Annotated in this window: 17 protein-coding genes; 12 read left to right on the top strand and 5 right to left on the bottom strand. The window is 70.7% G+C overall.

Translation table 11 applies throughout. The features are described from left to right. Positions 1-137: 137 nt before the first annotated feature. The 6 genes from ACV530_RS29455 to ACV530_RS29430 all read left to right on the top strand — a co-directional run bounded on the left by ACV530_RS29455 (position 138) and on the right by ACV530_RS29430 (position 4,983). Positions 138-1,310: an acetoin utilization protein AcuC gene (locus ACV530_RS29455; protein ID WP_494335687.1), complete on the top strand. Its 1,173-nt coding sequence runs from the start codon at positions 138-140 to the stop codon at positions 1,308-1,310. Between the two features lie 40 nt (positions 1,311-1,350). Next, entirely contained in the window at positions 1,351-2,148 is a 798-nt protein-coding gene (locus ACV530_RS29450) for a phosphatase (protein WP_494335692.1), read from the top strand. Between the two features lie 128 nt (positions 2,149-2,276). Continuing rightward, entirely contained in the window at positions 2,277-2,486 is a 210-nt protein-coding gene (locus tag ACV530_RS29445; RefSeq protein ID WP_154080489.1) for a helix-turn-helix domain-containing protein, read from the top strand. A gap of 110 nt (positions 2,487-2,596) precedes the next feature. Further along, positions 2,597-2,695 (top strand): 30S ribosomal protein bS22, encoded by a 99-nt coding sequence (locus ACV530_RS29440; RefSeq protein WP_003948845.1) that lies wholly within the window; start codon positions 2,597-2,599, stop codon positions 2,693-2,695. 213 nt (positions 2,696-2,908) lie between these two features. Then, positions 2,909-3,955: an NAD-dependent epimerase/dehydratase family protein gene (locus tag ACV530_RS29435; protein WP_494335686.1), complete on the top strand. Its 1,047-nt coding sequence runs from the start codon at positions 2,909-2,911 to the stop codon at positions 3,953-3,955. 14 nt (positions 3,956-3,969) lie between these two features. After that, on the top strand, positions 3,970-4,983 hold the full coding sequence (locus ACV530_RS29430) for a lysophospholipid acyltransferase family protein (RefSeq protein WP_494335685.1): 1,014 nt from the start codon (positions 3,970-3,972) through the stop codon (positions 4,981-4,983). Between the two features lie 31 nt (positions 4,984-5,014). Here the strand turns inward: ACV530_RS29430 and ACV530_RS29425 are convergent, their stop codons facing one another. From ACV530_RS29425 to ACV530_RS29410, 4 genes are all read right to left on the bottom strand, one after another. Then, complete coding sequence (locus ACV530_RS29425; protein ID WP_494335684.1) at positions 5,015-6,211, bottom strand: DUF5667 domain-containing protein; 1,197 nt, start codon at positions 6,209-6,211, stop codon at positions 5,015-5,017. 207 nt (positions 6,212-6,418) lie between these two features. Beyond that, positions 6,419-7,234, bottom strand: coding sequence for an ECF subfamily RNA polymerase sigma factor, BldN family (locus tag ACV530_RS29420; RefSeq protein ID WP_494335683.1), 816 nt, complete (start codon positions 7,232-7,234; stop codon positions 6,419-6,421). 439 nt (positions 7,235-7,673) lie between these two features. After that, entirely contained in the window at positions 7,674-8,615 is a 942-nt protein-coding gene (locus tag ACV530_RS29415; protein WP_494335682.1) for an HAD family hydrolase, read from the bottom strand. Positions 8,616-8,712: 97 nt separating this feature from the next. Next, positions 8,713-8,991 (bottom strand): glutaredoxin family protein, encoded by a 279-nt coding sequence (locus ACV530_RS29410; protein WP_494335681.1) that lies wholly within the window; start codon positions 8,989-8,991, stop codon positions 8,713-8,715. 400 nt (positions 8,992-9,391) lie between these two features. Here ACV530_RS29410 and ACV530_RS29405 point away from each other — a divergent pair, with 400 nt between their 5' ends. The 6 genes from ACV530_RS29405 (at position 9,392) to ACV530_RS29380 (ending at position 15,736) form a co-directional block, all read left to right on the top strand. Continuing rightward, the gene (locus ACV530_RS29405) at positions 9,392-10,165 is read left to right on the top strand and encodes a redox-sensing transcriptional repressor Rex (protein WP_494335680.1); all 774 of its coding nucleotides are present in this window, start codon (positions 9,392-9,394) and stop codon (positions 10,163-10,165) included. Further along, a complete protein-coding gene (locus ACV530_RS29400; protein ID WP_494335679.1) occupies positions 10,162-11,508 on the top strand; it encodes a glutamyl-tRNA reductase in 1,347 nt (448 codons plus the stop codon). The genes ACV530_RS29405 and ACV530_RS29400 overlap by 4 nt, the downstream gene beginning before the upstream one ends. Continuing rightward, positions 11,505-12,470, top strand: a complete 966-nt coding sequence (gene hemC, locus ACV530_RS29395; RefSeq protein WP_494335678.1) for a hydroxymethylbilane synthase — start codon at positions 11,505-11,507, stop codon at positions 12,468-12,470. The genes ACV530_RS29400 and hemC overlap by 4 nt, the downstream gene beginning before the upstream one ends. Further along, positions 12,467-14,116, top strand: a complete 1,650-nt coding sequence (locus ACV530_RS29390; RefSeq protein ID WP_494335677.1) for a bifunctional uroporphyrinogen-III C-methyltransferase/uroporphyrinogen-III synthase — start codon at positions 12,467-12,469, stop codon at positions 14,114-14,116. The genes hemC and ACV530_RS29390 overlap by 4 nt, the downstream gene beginning before the upstream one ends. Further along, the gene (hemB, locus tag ACV530_RS29385) at positions 14,113-15,099 is read left to right on the top strand and encodes a porphobilinogen synthase (protein ID WP_494335676.1); all 987 of its coding nucleotides are present in this window, start codon (positions 14,113-14,115) and stop codon (positions 15,097-15,099) included. Before ACV530_RS29390 ends, hemB begins: the two co-directional genes overlap by 4 nt. Before the next feature lie 172 nt (positions 15,100-15,271). Continuing rightward, positions 15,272-15,736 carry an ATP-binding protein gene (locus ACV530_RS29380; protein ID WP_494335675.1) on the top strand — a complete coding sequence of 155 codons (465 nt, stop codon included), beginning with the start codon at positions 15,272-15,274 and terminating at the stop codon, positions 15,734-15,736. A 3-nt stretch (positions 15,737-15,739) separates the two neighbouring features. Here the strand turns inward: ACV530_RS29380 and argS are convergent, their stop codons facing one another. Next, a complete protein-coding gene (gene argS / locus ACV530_RS29375; RefSeq protein WP_494335674.1) occupies positions 15,740-17,503 on the bottom strand; it encodes an arginine--tRNA ligase in 1,764 nt (587 codons plus the stop codon). Between the last annotated feature and the right edge of the window lie 66 nt (positions 17,504-17,569).

Raw genomic sequence — 17,569 nt, 5'->3', positions numbered from 1 at the left:
ACTGCATGGGGGACCGTGTGGGAGAGTAGGACGCCGCCGAACAAATTTTATAGCCGTGGGCTTGAGTTGGAGTGATCCAACTCAAGCCCACGGCTTTTTTATTTATCGCCCCGTGTTTTACCGATACGGTTGCGCCCATGAGCGGCCGCGCACAGCTGATGTGGGACGAGGCAGTAACGGGTTATGACTTCGGCCCCGGGCATCCGATGGATCCCGTGCGCCTGGCCCTGACCATGCGCCTGGTGGAGGCGTACGGCCTGGACAAGGCCATGCGTGTGGTCGCGGCCAGTCCGGCCGGGGAATCGACGCTGCGGCTCGTGCATCGCGAGGACTACATCGCCGCCGTGCGGGCGGCATCCGCGGACCCGGACAGTGCGGACGCTTCGTACGGGCTCGGCACGGCGGACGATCCGGCGTTCGCGGGGATGCACGATGCGGCCGCGCTCATCGCCGGCCAGTCGGTCGGTGCGGCCGAGGCCGTGTGGCGTGGCGAGGCGCTGCACGCGGTGAACTTCGCCGGCGGCCTGCACCACGCGATGCCGGGAGCGGCGTCGGGCTTCTGCGTGTACAACGACGCCGCCCTCGCCGTCGCAAGGCTGCTCGAGCTCGGTGCCGAACGGGTGGCGTACGTGGACGTGGACGTCCATCACGGTGACGGCGTGCAGGCGGCGTTCTGGGAGGACCCCAGGGTGCTCACGATCTCGCTGCACGAGCACCCCCGTACGCTCTTCCCGGCGACCGGCTGGCCGGGGGAGACCGGCGGGCCGGGGGCGGAGGGCAGCGCGGCGAACGTGGCGCTGCCGGCGGGGACGGGCGACACGGGATGGCTGCGGGCGTTCCACGCCGTCGTGCCCGAACTGCTGGAGGCCTTCCGGCCACAGGTGCTGGTGACTCAGCACGGTGCCGATACGCACTTCGAGGACCCGCTGGCGCACCTCACCGTGTCCCTGGACGCACAGCGGCTGGTGGCCGAGGCATGCCATGGGCTGGCGCACGAACACGCGGAGGGCCGCTGGGTGGCGCTGGGCGGTGGAGGCTATGCCGTCGTGGACGTGGTGCCCCGCTCGTGGACCCACCTGGTCGCCATCGCCGCGGGCCGGCCTGTGGCACCCGAGACGCCTGTGCCGGAGGAGTGGAAGCGTGAAGTCTACCGGCGTACGCGGCAGTTGGGCCCCGGGCGGATGACGGACGGTCTGGCGCCGCAGTGGCGGGACTTCACGGACCACGGCTATGACCCGGCCGACCGCATGGACCAGGCGATTCTGGCCACCCGGCGAGCGGTGTTCCCGGCGCACGGACTGCTGCCGTAGCCAAGGGCGTTGATCCACCGTTAGCCCGGGTGTGGAACGCTTGCGCGCGCATCTGCTCGCCGCCCGGATCGCCGGGGCGGTGGCGACGACGCGGGAACGGAGTCTGGACCGTTACCGGAGATTCGTCGCGGGCGACCCCCGGGTGCTGATGGGACTGGAGCCTGAAAGGGACTGGCGCTTCGAGGAGTTGTTGCACCTGATGGGGAGCAGGTGTGGAGTTTCGGCCGATCCCGCGCACACTTCAGGGCATGATGTGATCGACCCCGATCGCACGATCGTGGCACTCGGTGCCTTCGCCGACCGCCTCGCCGCGGTGGCCGCGGTGGGCGCTCCGGTGCTGATCGGCACCGGGCATCCCCACCGGCTCCTGGGTTTCTACGCCGCGTTGGCCGCTGCTCTGTCGGCGGCGGGATGCCGTGTTCTCACTCCGGCGCAGGGTCGAGGTATCGACATAACGACCCGGTTTGGCGTACGCACATACAACCTTGACTACGTCGCAGGAGTCGCGATGGTGCGCGAACCCGGCGCGTGCGGATCTCCGAATGACCCCGGCGCACACACGCATTCACCGCTCCCGCTTCGTGTCGCACTGGCCGCTGCGGCGGACGGCGGAGGGCCTCTTCCGGCGCTGGTCATCGGGGACCACGGATGGGTCTGCGGAGCAGGTCAGCTGGGCTTTGAGGCCGTCGGGCTGGCGGACGCGGACGACCCCGCGCTGTTCGTCGGTCAGGCCGAGGGGCGGGTGTCCGTGGCCGTTCCGCTTGATGACGCTGTGCGGTCTGATTACTACCGACCGCTTACTCGCTATGTACTCAATCGAGCGTGTCTGTCACGGTAGGCGGCCGATGGCTGCTCCTCTTCCCCACTCGCATCACCCGCCCCTAGTCTGGGGAGTGAGCGCGCAGCGACGAGGAGTCACCGGAGGGGAAGCCGGTGCGCGTCATGTGCGGAAGGTTCAGGTGTGTCATGGCTGCTGGCGAAAGGCCTCTCAACGAGGTCGTGTTCCTGACCGTGGCGGAAGTCGCCGCGGTGATGCGTGTGTCCAAGATGACCGTGTACCGCTTGGTACACAGTGGTCATCTGCCGGCGATCCGGGTGGGAAGGTCCTTCCGGGTCCCAGAGCAGGCGGTGCACGAGTACCTCCGTGAGTCCTTTGTGGGGGTGGAAACCGCCTGACGAGGACCTCGGATTACGCTGTTCGCCCGGTGCCGGGTAGGCTGGCCCGATGTAGGTCGTGTGGGCTCGGACGCCCCGCACCGAGTGAATCGATGTAAGCGAGGGTAGTCGTGGGCTCTGTTATCAAGAAGCGGCGCAAGCGGATGGCCAAGAAGAAGCACCGCAAGCTGCTCAAGCGCACTCGCGTTCAGCGCCGCAACAAGAAGTAAGCAGCGCCGCTGTGTTCGTCCCGCAGCCCTTCCACCGTCTCGGCGGTGGGAGGGCTGCGGTGCGTTGCGCAGCGTGAAACCCTCGCCACGGCTTGAAATGTTGCTCCGCGCAGCGGGCGGTCATCACAGCGCAACAACGAGCCGCTACGGTGGCCGCCACGGGTCGCCTCTCCTCGGCCGAGGGAGGACCCACCGGAAGGGAAGGCGCTGATCTTGGGCAGGGTCGTGCTCGTCACCGGTGTCGCGCGCCGCCTGGGCGGCCGCTTCGTCCGACGCGTGCAGCGCGAGCCCGGTGTCGACCGGGTCATCGGGGTGGACGCAGTGCCACCCGAGCACCGTCTCGGCGGGGCCGATTTCGTACGGGCGGACATTCGCCACCCCACGATCGCCCGCGTCCTGGCGGAGCACGGCGTCGACACCGTCGTCCACATGGACGTCAACGGCACCCCCCTGAGCAAGCGCGGCAGCCGGACGGCGGTCAAGGAGACCAACGTCATCGGCACCATGCAGCTGCTCGGCGCCTGCCAGAAGACGCCGTCGGTCAAGCGCCTCGTCGTCAAGTCCAGTACGACGGTGTACGGTTCGGCGCCCCGCGATCCCGCGATCTTCACCGAGACGACGCCGCCCAAGTCGCACCCGAGCGGGGGCTTCGCGAAGGACGTCGTCGAGATCGAGGGGTACGTCCGCGGCTTCGCGCGGCGGCGGCCGGATGTGGCCGTGTGCGTGCTGCGGTTCGCCAACATCCTCGGGCCCTGTGTCGACTCGCCGCTCGCGGAGTACTTCTCGCTGCCCGCCCTGCCGTCCGTCGTCGGCTTCGACCCCCGGCTCCAGTTCGTCCACGAGGACGACGTGATCGAGGTGCTGCGGATGGCCTCCGGAGAGCCCGTGAGGGGCACGCTCAACTCCGGCACGTTCAACATCGCGGGCGACGGCGTGCTGTTGCTCTCGCAGGCCGCCAGACGGCTCGGGCGGCCCACTGTCCCGTTCTTCCTGCCGACCGTCACCTGGTTCGGCTCCGTCCTGCGCTCGGCCCGTGTGCTGGACTTCTCGCCCGAGCAGATCCGCCTGCTCACCCACGGCCGGGTCGTCGAGACCGCCCAGATGCGCGAGACGCTGGGCTTCCACCCCCGCTATACGACGGCAGGCGCGTTCGCGGACTTCGCCCGCAGTCGCGGCACCGGTCTGCTGCCCCCCGAAACCCTCGCCCGTACTGTCGACCGGATCGCCGCGGCACTGCCTGCCGGCCGTGACCGGAAGTGAGGAGCGCACGCACCATGGCGGATGCGAAGGTCATCCCGTTCGGCGAGGAACCGCGGTCCAAGCGGCGGGGCAAGCGCTCGAGTACGGGGCGGGTGCACCGGACGACGGCGCTGGCGCCCGTGCCGGCGCCGCGTGAGGAGCCCGTGCCCCAGGACGTACCGGCCGCCGCGCCGGAGCCGAGGCAGGACGCCGGCTGGGACCGGAGGCTCGCCAACGGCCTGAACTTTCTGCGCCGCCGGATCACCGGTGAGTACGAGGTCGACGACTTCGGCTTCGACAGAGAGCTCACCGACCAGGTGATCATGTCCGCGTTCCGCCCGTTCTACGAGAAGTACTTCCGGGTCGAGGCACGCGGCCTCGAGAACATCCCGGACAAGGGCGCGGCGCTGATCGTTGCCAACCACTCCGGGACGCTGCCCGTCGACGGGCTGATGCTCCAGGTCGCGGTGCACGACCACCACCCGGCCGGGCGGCACGTCCGGATGCTCGCCGCGGACCTGGTCTTCAAGCTGCCCGTCCTCAACGAGATCTCCCGCAAGGCCGGGCACACGCTCGCCTGCGCCGAGGACGCCCAGCAGCTGCTCGAGCGCGGCGAGGTGGTCGGTGTGATGCCGGAGGGCTTCAAGGGGATCGGCAAGCCGTTCTCCGAGCGGTACAAGCTGCAGCGCTTCGGCCGGGGCGGCTTCGTCTCCACCGCGCTGCGGGCGGGCGCCCCGATCGTGCCCTGCTCGATCGTGGGGGCCGAGGAGATCTATCCGAACCTCGGCAACTCCAGGACGATGGCTCGGCTGCTGGGCTTCCCGTACTTCCCGCTGACGCCGACCTTCCCGTGGCTCGGCCCGCTCGGGCTGGTGCCGCTGCCCACGAAGTGGACGATCCAGTTCGGGGAGCCGATCCCCACGGACGGTTATCCGCCGGAGGCGGCGGACGATCCGATGCTGATGTTCAACCTCACCGACCAGGTGCGGGAAACGATTCAGCACACGCTCTACAAGCTGCTTGTGCAGCGAAGGTCGGTGTTCTTCTGAGAACACCGACCTCCGGACCTGCTAGGACCTGCTACTTGGAGTCCTCGCCGTGGAGGCCGAGGCCCGGGAGGACGCCCGGGAGGATGGGCGGGAGCGTGATCTCCGGCTCCTTGGGCGACTCCTTGCCGTGCGCCCCGCCCGACGGGGTGGCGGCGTCGCTGGGCGCGGGGTGGAGCAGCCCGCCCGGGCCCAGGAGGCCGCCGCGGTCGTCGTGCTCGCCCGCGGAGGGCTGGGCCGAGCGGTTCCCGGCGTGCTTGCCGTCGGAGCTGCCCGACGCCTGCGGCGCCGGGGCGCTGTGCCCCGCACTGCCCGGGGCGCCCGGGCGTGTGGTGGAGCCGCCGTGGCCCCGCGCCGCGTGCTTGCCGGGGCCGTGCAGCAGGGAGCGCAGTGGCTCGATCTCATCGTCTATGGCGATGAAGGTCGAACTGACCTGATCGCGCACGTCGTTGAGCGGGAGCGGCAGCTTGTCGCGCAGCTGGTTCCAGCCCTCGCGGTGCGCGGAGGCGAACGAGGACAGCAGCTGCATCGGGGCGAGGGAGCCGTCGCGGTCGTAGGCCGCACGCAGCAGCTGGTGGCCCTCGGCGACGTCGTGACGCATGCCGGAGAGGGTCTTGCGGATCTCGCTCAGCGACTCGTGGTCGAGGTGGCCGGAACGGCCGCGCTCCATGAGCCGGCGGGCTTCCTGGAGGCGGGTCGAGGCCTGGTCGAGGAGGAGGCCGCCGCGGTCGGAATCGCTGTCGGCCAGGCCGAGTTTGAGATCCTCCATGCCGCGCTTGAGCCCGTACAGAGTGTCGCCCGGCAGCGCGTTGGAGCTGGCGGCTGCCACGCCGCCGAACGCGCCGGCCGCCACGCCCACCGTCAGGCCGCCGGCGGCGAGCCCCTTGGACCAGCGGGAGCGGGGCTTGAGGCGGCTCAGCGGGCCGCCGAGCCGGTGGGCGCCCCGGCCGCTCGCCGCGCTCCTGCGCGGCTCGGGGACGGTGGCGGTGCCACCCGCGAACTGTGCCTCCATGGCGGCGATGAGCCGTGCCCGCTGGACGGTTTTCACCTCGGGATCCAGCTCGGGCGCGGGCAGCTCCGTGAGCCCGGCCGTCAGGGCCAGGAGTCTCCCGCGCTCGGTGTCATCCGCCGATGGGCCGGGCTGTGCGGCCGCCGTGCCCTGGAGTTCCTGCTCCTCCAGGGCCTGGGCGAAGGCGTTCGCCCGCCGGTGCGCCGAAACGTTCGCGATCACAGGCGGCACCTCCTCTCGTCATGACGATCGACTCCCCTGAACACCTGGAGGTTGCACGCCTTGAGTGCATCCACTCGATCGAGTGAGTGGTTGCGGGCATGCGGGAAGTCTGCATCCCGGACAACGAGCGGCGCGGCAGTCGGGTTACGCGGGCGGGACGGGGCGGTCGCGGGGGGATGGGGAACGGGCCTGGACACAGGGCGGGGATCAGCGCGCGTCGTCCGGGAGGAGCCTGGCGAGGGTGCGGACGGCACGGTATTGGAGGGTCTTGATCGCGCCTTCGTTCTTCCCCATGACGCGGGCGGTCTCGGCGACCGACAGGCCCTGGAGGAATCGCAGGGTGACGCACTCCTGCTGCTGGGGGTTGAGTTTGCGCACCGCCTCCAACAGGGCGGCGTTGGACAGGGATTCGAGGACGGATTCCTCGGGGCTGCGCTCGACCTCGTTGGCGTCGAGCATCTCGCCGGTGGTCACTTCCAGCCGGAACCGGGACGACTTGAAGTGGTCGGCGACGAGGTTGCGGGCGATGGTCACGAGCCAGGCGCCGAAGTCGCGGCCCTGCCAGGTGAAGGTGCCGATGCGGCGCAGGGCGCGCAGGAACGTCTCGCTGGTGAGGTCCTCGGCGGTCGCCCGGCCGCCCACGCGGTAGTAGATGTAGCGGTAAACGGTGTCGGCGTACTGGTCGTAGAGGCGGCCGAATGCCTCGGCCTCGCCGGCCTGGGCGCGCTCGACCAGGTCCAGCATGCGTGCGCTGTCGCTGTCGGCGCTCGGGCGGCGGGTGGTCGTAGTGGCGGTGCCCGCTCCCGCGCCGCGGCGTGCGCGTCTGCCGACGGCGGCGCTGCTCTCGGCGAGGGCGTAGCAGGGGCCCCGGTGCCCGAAGGCCGGACCGCCTGCTACGGATGGGGCGAGCGTGGCGAAGGCGGGGACGGCGTACGCGGTGGGGACGAAGCCGCGCAGACGGTCGAGGACCGCTGCGCGCAGCGTAGCCAGGCCCGAGGCGTCAACCCCGACGTGTGGGTACACGGGACTCCCAGAGGCAGAGCTTCCATCACGTGCAGTACCGGTCCGTTCACTCGTCGTAGGGACAAGCAGGGGACCGGTTTGCGTCTGAGGAGAATAACCCTTCGTACAGGCAGCGCTACACCGAGTTGCTTAAATCGTCGATTCCGTTCGCTCTGTCGCCGGTTGCTGGTTGATCAACCAACGAATTCTGAACGGAAGTTGACCGAAATTGCTTAGGGTGTGGCCGATTGGGCAGCGTGTTGTGGCAATCCGGACATGGCAGGACTGCTGAGGGCCGCGTGGGGGTATGACAACAGGATTGCCCGCTGGTGGGCTGTGATTACGGTCCGTATTCGGTGAGTTGGTGTCCCGTCACCGAAACGGTCGCCCGATCCGGTGACGGTGACGGCTGACGGCGCCGGCTGACGGTGCCGACGGCGGCTGGCGGCGGTGCCGGCGGTCAGTGGCGGCGCCGGTGCACGGCGACCGCGGCCGCCGCGCCGCCCAGGGCGCCGAGGCCGACCGCCGCGGGCAGGCCGATCCGGGCCGCCTTGCGGCCCGTGCGGTAGTCGCGCACCTGCCAGCCGCGCTCGCGCGCGTGCTTGAGCAGCCGGCCGTCGGGGTTCACCGCGTGGGGGTGGCCGACGAGCGAGAGCATCGGGATGTCGTTGGCGGAGTCGCTGTACGCGGCGCAGCGGGCCGGGTCCAGGCCCTCGGCGGCGGCCAGGGCGCGGACGGCCTCGGCCTTGGCGGGGCCGTGCAGCATCTCGCCGACGAGCTTGCCGGTGTAGACGCCGCCGACGGACTCGGCGACGGTGCCCAGTGCGCCGGTCAGGCCGAGCCGGCGGGCGATGATCGTGGCGGTCTCGACCGGGGCGGCGGTGACGAGCCAGACCTTCTGTCCGGCGTCGAGGTGGGCCTGGGCGAGGGCGCGGGTGCCGGGCCAGATGCGCTCGGCCATGTACTCGTCGTAGATCTCCTCACCGATGGTCATCAGCTCGGAGACGCGGTGGCCCTTGACGATCGACAGCATGCTGTCGCGCGCGTCCTGGATGTGCTCGGGGTCCTCGATGCCCGCGAGCCGGAACCAGGTCTGCTGCCAGGCGAAGCGGACCAGGTCGCGCTTGCCGAAGAAGCGCCGCTTGTAGAGGCCGCGGCCGAAGTGGAAGAGGGCGGCGCCCTGCATGATCGTGTTGTCGAGGTCGAAGAACGCGGCGGCCCGGGTGTCGCCCGCGACGGGGAACTCGGGCTCGGGGGCGGCCTGCGGTGCGCCCTCGCTCTCCAGCGCGGCCTCGTTCTCCTGCGCGGACTTGCGGGCTGCCTCGGCCGCGGCTTCGCCCGCCCGGACGCTGCGTGCGGTGGCGGGGCGGCGGCGGAAGGTGAGCCATGCGAGTGCGGCCATGCCGTGAGCATAGCCAGTTTGTTCGGGGAAACCCGGGCCGGGACGGTGCGCTGACGTGAACTCTGCGCATCGGCACCGTTACTGCCCCGCCGGTCAGTCAGCCGCCGAGCGCTTTGCGCAGGCGGGCCGGGTTCACCCGCCAGAAGTCGTGCTGTTCGCCGTCGATCAGGATGACCGGGATCTGCTCCCAGTACTTGCGGTGGAGTTCCTCGTCCTGGGTGATGTCCTTCTTCTCCCAGCGGGCGCCCAGTTCGCCGCAGATCTCGGTGATCACGGCCTCGGCGTCGTCGCACAGATGGCAGCCCGGCTTGCCCACCAGGGTGACGGTGCGGTCGGCGGGATTCTTGCGGTTCCGGCGGCTCAGGAGCGGACTCATGGGGCCATTGTGCCCGGCGCGCCCGCGGGTTCGGGGTGGGCTCGGGGGAGGGGCCCGCGGGTTCGGAGGGAGAGATTGGATGCCTGAGTCGACTACCATCATGTGTCGATTTGTTGGCGTTCGGCCGGGGGCCCGGTGCCTGCAGCAGTTGAACCGTGAGGAGTGAGCGCCCGTGTCCCGGTCGGCAGACCGCTGGTGCCGGTGTGACGCCTGTGGCGGTCGCTGCGATGCGGGCAATGGTTCCCGAAACCGGCCGGAACTCTGCGTGACACCCGTCACTTTGGCCGGACAAAGTGGACACCATCTTTGTGCACGCGTTCACAAAGACATAGCCTGCATTCGACGGGGCGGTCCTGGGACGAGGCGCCGCCTTAAGCCCCGCGCTACCCGCAGGAGCACCGTGGCAACTGGCCGAACTCACCGACCGGCGACCCGAAGCCGAGGGATTCCCGAGGCCACCGTCGCCCGGCTTCCGCTGTACCTGCGTGCGCTGACCGCGCTCTCCGAACGGTCGGTACCGACGGTCTCCTCCGAGGAACTCGCGAGCGCGGCGGGCGTCAACTCCGCGAAGCTGCGCAAGGACTTCAGCTACCTCGGCTCGTACGGCACCCGCGGTGTCGGGTACGACGTCGAGTACCTCGTCTACCAGATCTCGCGCGAACTGGGCCTGACCCAGGACTGGCCGGTCGTGATCGTCGGCATCGGCAACCTCGGTGCCGCGCTGGCCAACTACGGCGGTTTCGCCTCGCGCGGTTTCCGCGTCGCGGCCCTGATCGACGCCGACCCCGCCATGGCGGGCAAGCCGGTCGCGGGGCTGCCCGTGCGGCACACCGACGAGCTCGAGTCGATCATCCAGGACAACGGGGTCTCCATCGGCGTCATCGCCACCCCGGCCGGAGCCGCGCAGCAGGTGTGCGACCGGCTCGTCGCCGCCGGGGTCACCTCGATCCTCAACTTCGCCCCCACCGTGCTGTCGGTTCCGGAGGGCGTGGACGTGCGTAAGGTGGACCTGTCCATCGAGCTGCAGATCCTCGCCTTCCACGAGCAGCGCAAGGCCGGCGAGGAGCCCGCGCAGGGCACCGCGGACCGTCCCCGCCCGGAGGCGGGAGCGCGCGGCGCCGCGGGCGGCCGGAAGGGACCCGACGGGGACATCCCCGCCGTGATGCCGGCATGAGCCTTTTGGTAGTCGGTCTCAGCCACCGCACGTCGCCGGTGAGCGTGCTGGAGCGGGCGGCCCTCACGCGCGAGGAGCAGGCCGCGCTGGTGCACGGTGCCCTGGCCGCGGAGCCCGCCGTCGAGGCGGCGGTGCTCGCCACGTGCAACCGCATCGAGCTCTACGCCGACGTGGACAAGTTCCACGCCGGTGTCGCCGAGCTGTCCACGCTGCTCGCCCTGCACTCGGGCGTGCCGCTGGAGGAGCTCACTCCGTATCTCTATGTGCACTACGAGGACCGGGCCGTCCACCACCTCTTCTCGGTGGCCTGCGGGCTGGACTCGATGGTCGTGGGCGAGGGCCAGATCCTCGGCCAGATCAAGGACGCGCTCGCCCTGGCGCAGGAGCTGCACACCGCCGGGCGACTGCTGAACGACCTGTTCCAGCAGGCCCTGCGGGTCGGCAAGCGCGCCCACAGCGAGACGGGCATCGACAAGGCCGGCCAGTCGCTGGTGACCTTCGGCCTGGAGCAGCTCTGCGAGGGACCGTCCGTCGACGCGTGGGCGGCGGGCAAGCGTGCCCTCGTCATCGGCGCGGGCTCGATGTCCTCGCTCGCCGCGGCGACGCTCGCGCGGGCCGGGGTGGCGCACGTGGCCATCGCCAACCGCACGGTGGAACGCGCCGAGCGGCTGGCGGAGATCCTGACGCAGCCGGGTTCGGGCACGTCCGTCACGGCCGGGGCGGTCGGCATGTCCGCCGTTCCGGACGAGCTGGCGCTCGCGGACATCGTCGTGTCCTGCACGGGCGCGACGGGCCTGGTGCTGACGGCGGACGCCGTACGGGCCGCGCTCGGCGGCCGCGGCGCGATGGCCCTGCTCGACCTCGCGATGCCGCGCGACATCGACGCCGCCGTGCACCGCGTCGACGGCGCCCGGCTCGTGGACATCGAGACGCTCGCCGAGGCCTCGGCGGACGCCCCCATGGCCGCCGACGTCGACCAGGTGCGGGCCATAGTCTCCGACGAGGTCGCCGCGTTCGGCGCCGCCCAGCGGGCCGCGCACATCACGCCCACCGTCGTCGCGCTGCGCGCCATGGCGGCCGACGTCGTCGCGACCGAGATCGCCCGGCTCGACGGCCGGCTGCCCGGCCTGGACGACAAGCAGCGCTCGGAGATCACCCAGACCGTGCGCCGCGTCGTCGACAAGCTCCTGCACGCCCCCACGGTGCGGGTGAAGGAGCTGGCATCCACCCCCGGCGGCGCCGGCTACGCCGATGCGCTGCGGGAACTCTTCGACCTCGACCCGCAGGCGGTTGCCGCCGTCAGCAGGGCCGATACGCGCAATTCAGCACGGGAGTCGGCATGAACGGCACCACCACCCCCCTGCGCCTGGGGACCAGGCGCAGCCAGCTGGCCATGGCCCAGTCAGGCCAGGTCGCCGAGGCCGTGCGGCGGCTGACCGGGCGTCCGGTCGAGCTGGTCGAGATCACGACGTACGGCGATGTCTCGCGCGAGCACCTCGCGCAGATCGGCGGGACGGGCGTGTTCGTCTCCGCGCTGCGCGACGCGCTGCTCGCGGGCGAGATCGACTTCGCCGTGCACTCGCTCAAGGACCTGCCGACCGCGCAGCCCGAGGACCTGGCGCTGGCCGCTGTCCCGCGCCGCGAGGACCCGCGCGACGTCCTGGTCGCCCGCGACGGCCTGCGCTTCGAGCAGCTCCCGAAGGGCGCGCGCGTCGGCACGGGTTCGCCCCGCCGCATGGCGCAGCTCAACGCGTGGGCGCGTGCGCTCGGTCTGGAGATCGAGACGGTGCCGATCCGCGGCAACATCGACACCCGCCTGGGCTTCGTCGCCAAGGGCGAGCTGGACGCCGTCGTGCTGGCCGCCGCGGGGCTGACCCGCATCGGCCGGATCGGCGAGGCGACCCAGTTCCTGGAGCCCGACATGGTTTTGCCCGCCCCCGGCCAGGGGGCCCTGGCCATCGAGTGCGCTGCGCGGAACGCAGCCCTCGTGGCCGAACTCGCCGAGCTCGACGACCCGTACACCCGGGCCGCCGTGACCGCCGAGCGTTCCCTGCTCGCCGCCCTGGAAGCCGGCTGCTCCGCACCTGTGGGTGCGCTGGCCGACTTGTTGGGCGACGGGCAGGCTGTCACCGAAATGCGCCTGCGGGGGGTTGTCGGCACGACCGACGGTTCCACGCTGGTGCAGCTGTCCACCACCGGTCCCGTGCCCGCGTCGGACGACGACGCGCTGGCTCTCGGTCGCGAACTCGCGGCCGAGATGCTGGACAAGGGCGCAGCCGGTCTTATGGGGGAGCGAGCACTTTGAACCCCACCGCCCCGAACCACCCCGTGCACGGTCACGTCACCTTCCTCGGTGCCGGTCCCGGAGACCCGGGACTGCTGACCCTGCGCGCCGTGGAGGCGCTGGCAGCCGCGGACGTCCTGATCGCGGATCCGCAAGTGCTGGATGTGGTGCGTACGCATGCCCGCACGAATGTGGACATGCCTCTCCAGACGGTTACTGACGAGTCGTCAAGTGCCGTCGGCGTCCCTGTCCTTAGGGACACCGCCAATCTTGTCATGACGGCCGCGCGCGGCGGCAAGCGGGTCGTCCGTGCGGTGCTCGGCGACCCCGGCATGGACGGGGACGCCTCCGGCGAGATGCTCGCCTGTGCCACCGAGGGCATCACCTTCGAGGTGGTGCCGGGCATCGCGACCGCCGTGGGCGTGCCCGCCTACGCGGGCGTCCCGCTGCGCGACGGCGAGGGCGGCGACGTGCGGTTCGTCGACGCCCGTACGGCGACGGCCACTTGCTGGTCCGAGGTCGGCGCGAGCGAGGTGACCGCCGTGGTCTCCACGACGCTCGGCTCGGTCGTCGCGGCGGCCGGCGAGCTGGTGTCCGCCGGGCGCAAGCCCGACACCCCGCTGAGCATCACCGTCGCCGGTACGACCACGCGCCAGCGCACCTGGACCGCCACGCTCGGCACGGTGGCGCAGGTGCTCAAGGCCGCGAAGGTGCTGCCGTCGCCGGACGGCGCGCAGCCCGTGATAGCCGTGGTCGGCGAGCGCAGCGCGGCCGAACGGCGTGAGCCGCTCTCGTGGTTCGAGTCCAAGCCGCTGTTCGGCTGGAACGTGCTCGTGCCGCGTACCAAGGAGCAGGCCGCCTCTCTCTCCGACCAGCTCCGCTCGTACGGCGCCGTGCCGCACGAGGTGCCGACGATCGCCGTCGAACCGCCGCGCACGCCGCAGCAGATGGAGCGCGCGGTCAAGGGCCTGGTGACCGGCCGCTACGAGTGGATCGCGTTCACCTCGGTCAACGCCGTCAAGGCGGTGCGCGAGAAGTTCGAGGAGTACGGGCTCGACGCACGGGCGTTCGCGGGCATCAAGGTCGCGGCCGTCGGCGAGCAGACCGCCAAGTCGCTGATCGAGTTCGGTGTGAAGCCCGATCTGGTGCCGAGCGGCGAGCAGTCGGCCGCGGGCCTGCTCGAGGACTGGCCGCCCTACGACCCGGTCTTCGACCCGATCGACCGCGTCTTCCTGCCGCGCGCCGACATCGCCACCGAGACCCTGGTGGCCGGCCTGATCGAGCTGGGCTGGGAGGTGGACGACGTCACGGCCTACCGGACCGTGCGCGCCTCGCCGCCGCCGGCCGAGACCCGCGAGGCGATCAAGGGCGGCGGCTTCGACGCCGTGCTCTTCACGTCCTCGTCCACCGTGCGGAACCTCGTCGGCATCGCCGGCAAGCCGCACAACGTCACTGTCATCGCCTGCATCGGCCCGGCCACCGCGAAGACCGCGGAGGAGCACGGCCTGCGGGTGGACGTGCTGTCGCCCGAGCCCTCGGTGCACAAACTGGCCGAGGCGCTCGCGGAGTTCGGGGCGGCGCGGCGCGATGCCGCGATCGAGGCCGGCGACCCGGTCACCCGCCCGAGCGAGCGGCGGCCCGGATCGCGTAGAAGGGCACGGAGTTGAGCACATACGGTTCGTTCCCGGCCGCCCGCCCCCGGCGGCTGCGTACGACACCGGCCATGCGCCGCATGGTCGCCGAGACCCGGCTGCACCCGGCCGAGCTGATCCTGCCCGCCTTCGTGCGGGAGGGGATCGCCGAGCCGGTGCCGGTGACGTCCATGCCGGGCGTCGTCCAGCACACGCGGGACACGCTGCGCAAGGCGGCCGCCGAGGCGGTCGAGGCCGGCGTCGGCGGGATCATGCTCTTCGGCGTGCCCGAGCACAAGGACGCGACGGGCAGCCAGGGGACGGACCCGGACGGCATCCTGCAGCAGGCCATCCGGGACGTGAAGGCCGAGGTCGGCGACGAGCTCGTCATCATGTCGGACCTGTGCCTGGACGAGTACACCGACCACGGCCACTGCGGCGTCCTCGATGAGCACGGCCGGGTGGACAACGACGCGACGCTCGAACGGTACGCCGAGATGGCGCGCGTCCAGGCCGACGCGGGCGTCCATGTGGTGGGCCCCAGCGGCATGATGGACGGCCAGGTCGGCGTCGTCCGCGCCGCGCTGGACGCTGCCGGGCACCAGGACGTGGCGGTCCTCGCCTACGCCGTGAAGTACTCCTCCGCCTTCTACGGTCCGTTCCGTGAGGCGGTCGGGTCCTCGCTCGTGGGCGACCGCAAGACCTACCAGCAGGATCCGGCCAACGCGCGGGAGTCGATGCGCGAGCTGGCGCTGGACCTCGCCGAGGGCGCCGACATGGTGATGGTCAAGCCGGCGCTGCCCTACCTCGACATCCTGGGCAAGGTCGCGGACGCGGTGGACGTGCCGGTGGCCGCGTACCAGATCTCCGGCGAGTACGCGATGATCGAGGCGGCCGCGGAGAAGGGCTGGATCGAGCGCGATCGCGCCATCATGGAGACGCTCACGGGCATCAAGCGTGCGGGCGCGAACATGATTCTGACGTATTGGGCGACTGAAGTGGCACGGCAGTTGGCCTGATCCAGGTGTGAAGTGGACGGCGGCGCTCCGGTGTTGGGGCGCCGCCGTCGTCATTTCAAACTCGTCCCATCACCCACATAGGTTGTCTCGCGCCGAAATGAGACTGATCCGGCACCGGCAAACCGAACATGACTACCGTGCGTGTCAGGACGCTTACGCTACGGAGGCGTGCATGAGTCATGACCCCGAACTCGCCGACGACTGGGAGTACACGCTCCAGGTCCCGTCGGATCCCATGGCGCCGTGCATCGCGCGGCGCACGCTCCGCACCATCTTCGAGGAGCACGGCTTCCTCGAACTCGCCGACACGGCCGAGCTGCTGACCTCGGAGCTGGTCACCAACGCCTACCGCTACTCCGACGGCCCCGCCTCCGTGCGCGTCCGCCGCGAGGGGGACCGGGTACGGGTGGCCGTGTGGGACACCAACCCCCGGCTGCCCGCACTGGACGCCGCCCCGCTGCCGGACGACGAGGCGGAGCAGGGCAGGGGGCTGGGGCTCGTCCAGTGGTGCGCCGACAGCTGGGGCGGGTTCGCGCTGCGCGACCAACCGCAGGGGCTCGTCGGCAAGTTGATCTGGTTCGAGCTGGGCGCACACCAACAGGGCCCCACCCGGTGCGGGAAGGGCCCTGCCACATAGTGCCTACAGACGCTCGGGCGTACGGATACCGAGCAGCGCCATGCCGCGGTGCAGGGTGCGGGCGGTCAGGTCGCACAGGAAGAGACGGTTCTCCATCTGCTCGCCGGTGTCGGCCTTGAGGACCGGGCACTGCTCGTAGAACGTCGTGAAGTGCGACGACAGCTGGAAGAGGTACGCCGCGAGCTTGTGCGGCTCGTACGACTCGGCGACCTCCGCCAGGACCGCGCCGAACTGGTCCAGGTGCAGACCGAGCGCCCGCTCCGCCGGAGCGAGCTCGAGCTGTGCGTGCGCGACGGGGGCCGTGTCGCCCGCCCTGCGGATGATGGAGCGGATCCGGGCGTACGCGTACTGCAGGTAGACCGAGGTGTCGCCGTTGAGCGAGACCATCTGGTCCAGGTCGAACTTGTAGTCGCGGGACGCCGAGGTCGACAGGTCCGCGTACTTCACGGCGCCGATGCCGACGTGCGCGCCGTTCTCGGTGATCTCCTGCTCGGTGAGGCCCACCTTCTCGGCCTTCTCCCGGACGACCGCCGTCGCACGCCCGACCGCCTCGTCGAGCAGGTCGACCAGGCGGACCGTCTCGCCCTCACGGGTCTTGAACGGCTTGCCGTCCTTGCCCAGCACCGTGCCGAACGCCAGCTGCACGGCCTGCACGTCCTCGTTCAGCCAGCCGATCCGGCGGGCGGTCTCGAAGACCATCCGGAAGTGGAGCGCCTGCCGGGCGTCCACCACGTACAGCAGGACGTTCGCGCCCAGGTTCTGCACCCGGTCACGGATCGCCGACAGGTCGGTGGCCGCGTAGCCGTAACCGCCGTCGGACTTCTGCACGATCAGCGGGACCGGCTTGCCGTCCGGGCCCTTGATGTCGTCGAAGAACACGCACAGCGCGCCCTCGGAGCGGACCGCGACACCGGACTCCTCCAGCAGGCGGCAGGTCTCCGCCAGCATGTCGTTGTAACCGGACTCGCCGACGACGTTCTCGTCGTGGATCTCCATGTCGAGCTTGTCGAAGACCGAGTAGAAGTAGATCTTCGACTCGTCGACGAACCGCCGCCACAGGGCGAGCGTCTCCTCGTCCCCGGCCTGGAGGTCCACCACCCGGCGGCGCGCCCGCTCCTTGAACGCGTCGTCGGCGTCGAAGAGCGCACGCGAGGCCTTGTAGAGACGGTTCAGGTTCGACATGGCCTCCTCGCCGGAGACCTGCCCGCCCTTGTGGTCGAGCTCGTGCGGGTGCTCGATCAGGTACTGGATGAGCATGCCGAACTGCGTGCCCCAGTCGCCGATGTGGTGGCGGCTGATGACCTTCTCGCCGGTGAACTCGAGGATCTTGACGACCGAGTCGCCGATCACGGCCGACCGCAGATGACCGACGTGCATCTCCTTCGCCACGTTCGGCTGCGCCCAGTCGATGACCGTGGTGCCCGGCTTCTCCTTGAACGGCACGCCCAGGCGGTCGTCGGCGGAGCGCGCGGCCAGCGTCTCGATGATCGCCCGGTCGGTGACCGTGATGTTGAGGAAGCCCGGGCCCGAGACCTCGACGTCCTTGATCAGCTCGCCCGCCGGCAGGCCCTCGACGACCTTGCCCGCCAGCTCGCGCGGGTTGCCCTTCAGCTTCTTGGCCAGCGCCAGCATGCCGTTGGCCTGGAAGTCCGCCCGGTCGCTTCGTCGCAGCAGCGGATCGGCGGAGCCGGCCTCCGGCAGGGCTGCCGAGAGGGCGTCCGCGATGCGCTGGTCGAGCATGGAAGCGAGGGAGGAAACCGAAGCCATGGGGTGGGTGCCATTCCGGTAGACGGCATTTTTGGACGGCACCGAGTATCCCACGCGCCTATCACG

It is taken from the genome of Streptomyces sp. SX-6 (assembly GCF_059089585.1).
The sequence above is the reverse complement of the archived record's forward strand: the minus strand, read 5'-3'. Positions and strand labels throughout refer to the sequence as shown.

Coding starts and splice junctions, on each gene's coding strand:
- ACV530_RS29445 (WP_154080489.1), top strand. CDS start 2,277: ATGGCTGCTGGCGAAAGGCCTCTCAACGAGGTCGTGTTCCTGACCGTG.
- ACV530_RS29415 (WP_494335682.1), bottom strand. CDS start 8,615: ATGGCCGCACTCGCATGGCTCACCTTCCGCCGCCGCCCCGCCACCGCA.
- ACV530_RS29410 (WP_494335681.1), bottom strand. CDS start 8,991: ATGAGTCCGCTCCTGAGCCGCCGGAACCGCAAGAATCCCGCCGACCGC.
- ACV530_RS29380 (WP_494335675.1), top strand. CDS start 15,272: ATGAGTCATGACCCCGAACTCGCCGACGACTGGGAGTACACGCTCCAG.
- ACV530_RS29400 (WP_494335679.1), top strand. CDS start 10,162: ATGAGCCTTTTGGTAGTCGGTCTCAGCCACCGCACGTCGCCGGTGAGC.
- argS (WP_494335674.1), bottom strand. CDS start 17,503: ATGGCTTCGGTTTCCTCCCTCGCTTCCATGCTCGACCAGCGCATCGCG.
- hemC (WP_494335678.1), top strand. CDS start 11,505: ATGAACGGCACCACCACCCCCCTGCGCCTGGGGACCAGGCGCAGCCAG.
- ACV530_RS29455 (WP_494335687.1), top strand. CDS start 138: ATGAGCGGCCGCGCACAGCTGATGTGGGACGAGGCAGTAACGGGTTAT.
- ACV530_RS29430 (WP_494335685.1), top strand. CDS start 3,970: ATGGCGGATGCGAAGGTCATCCCGTTCGGCGAGGAACCGCGGTCCAAG.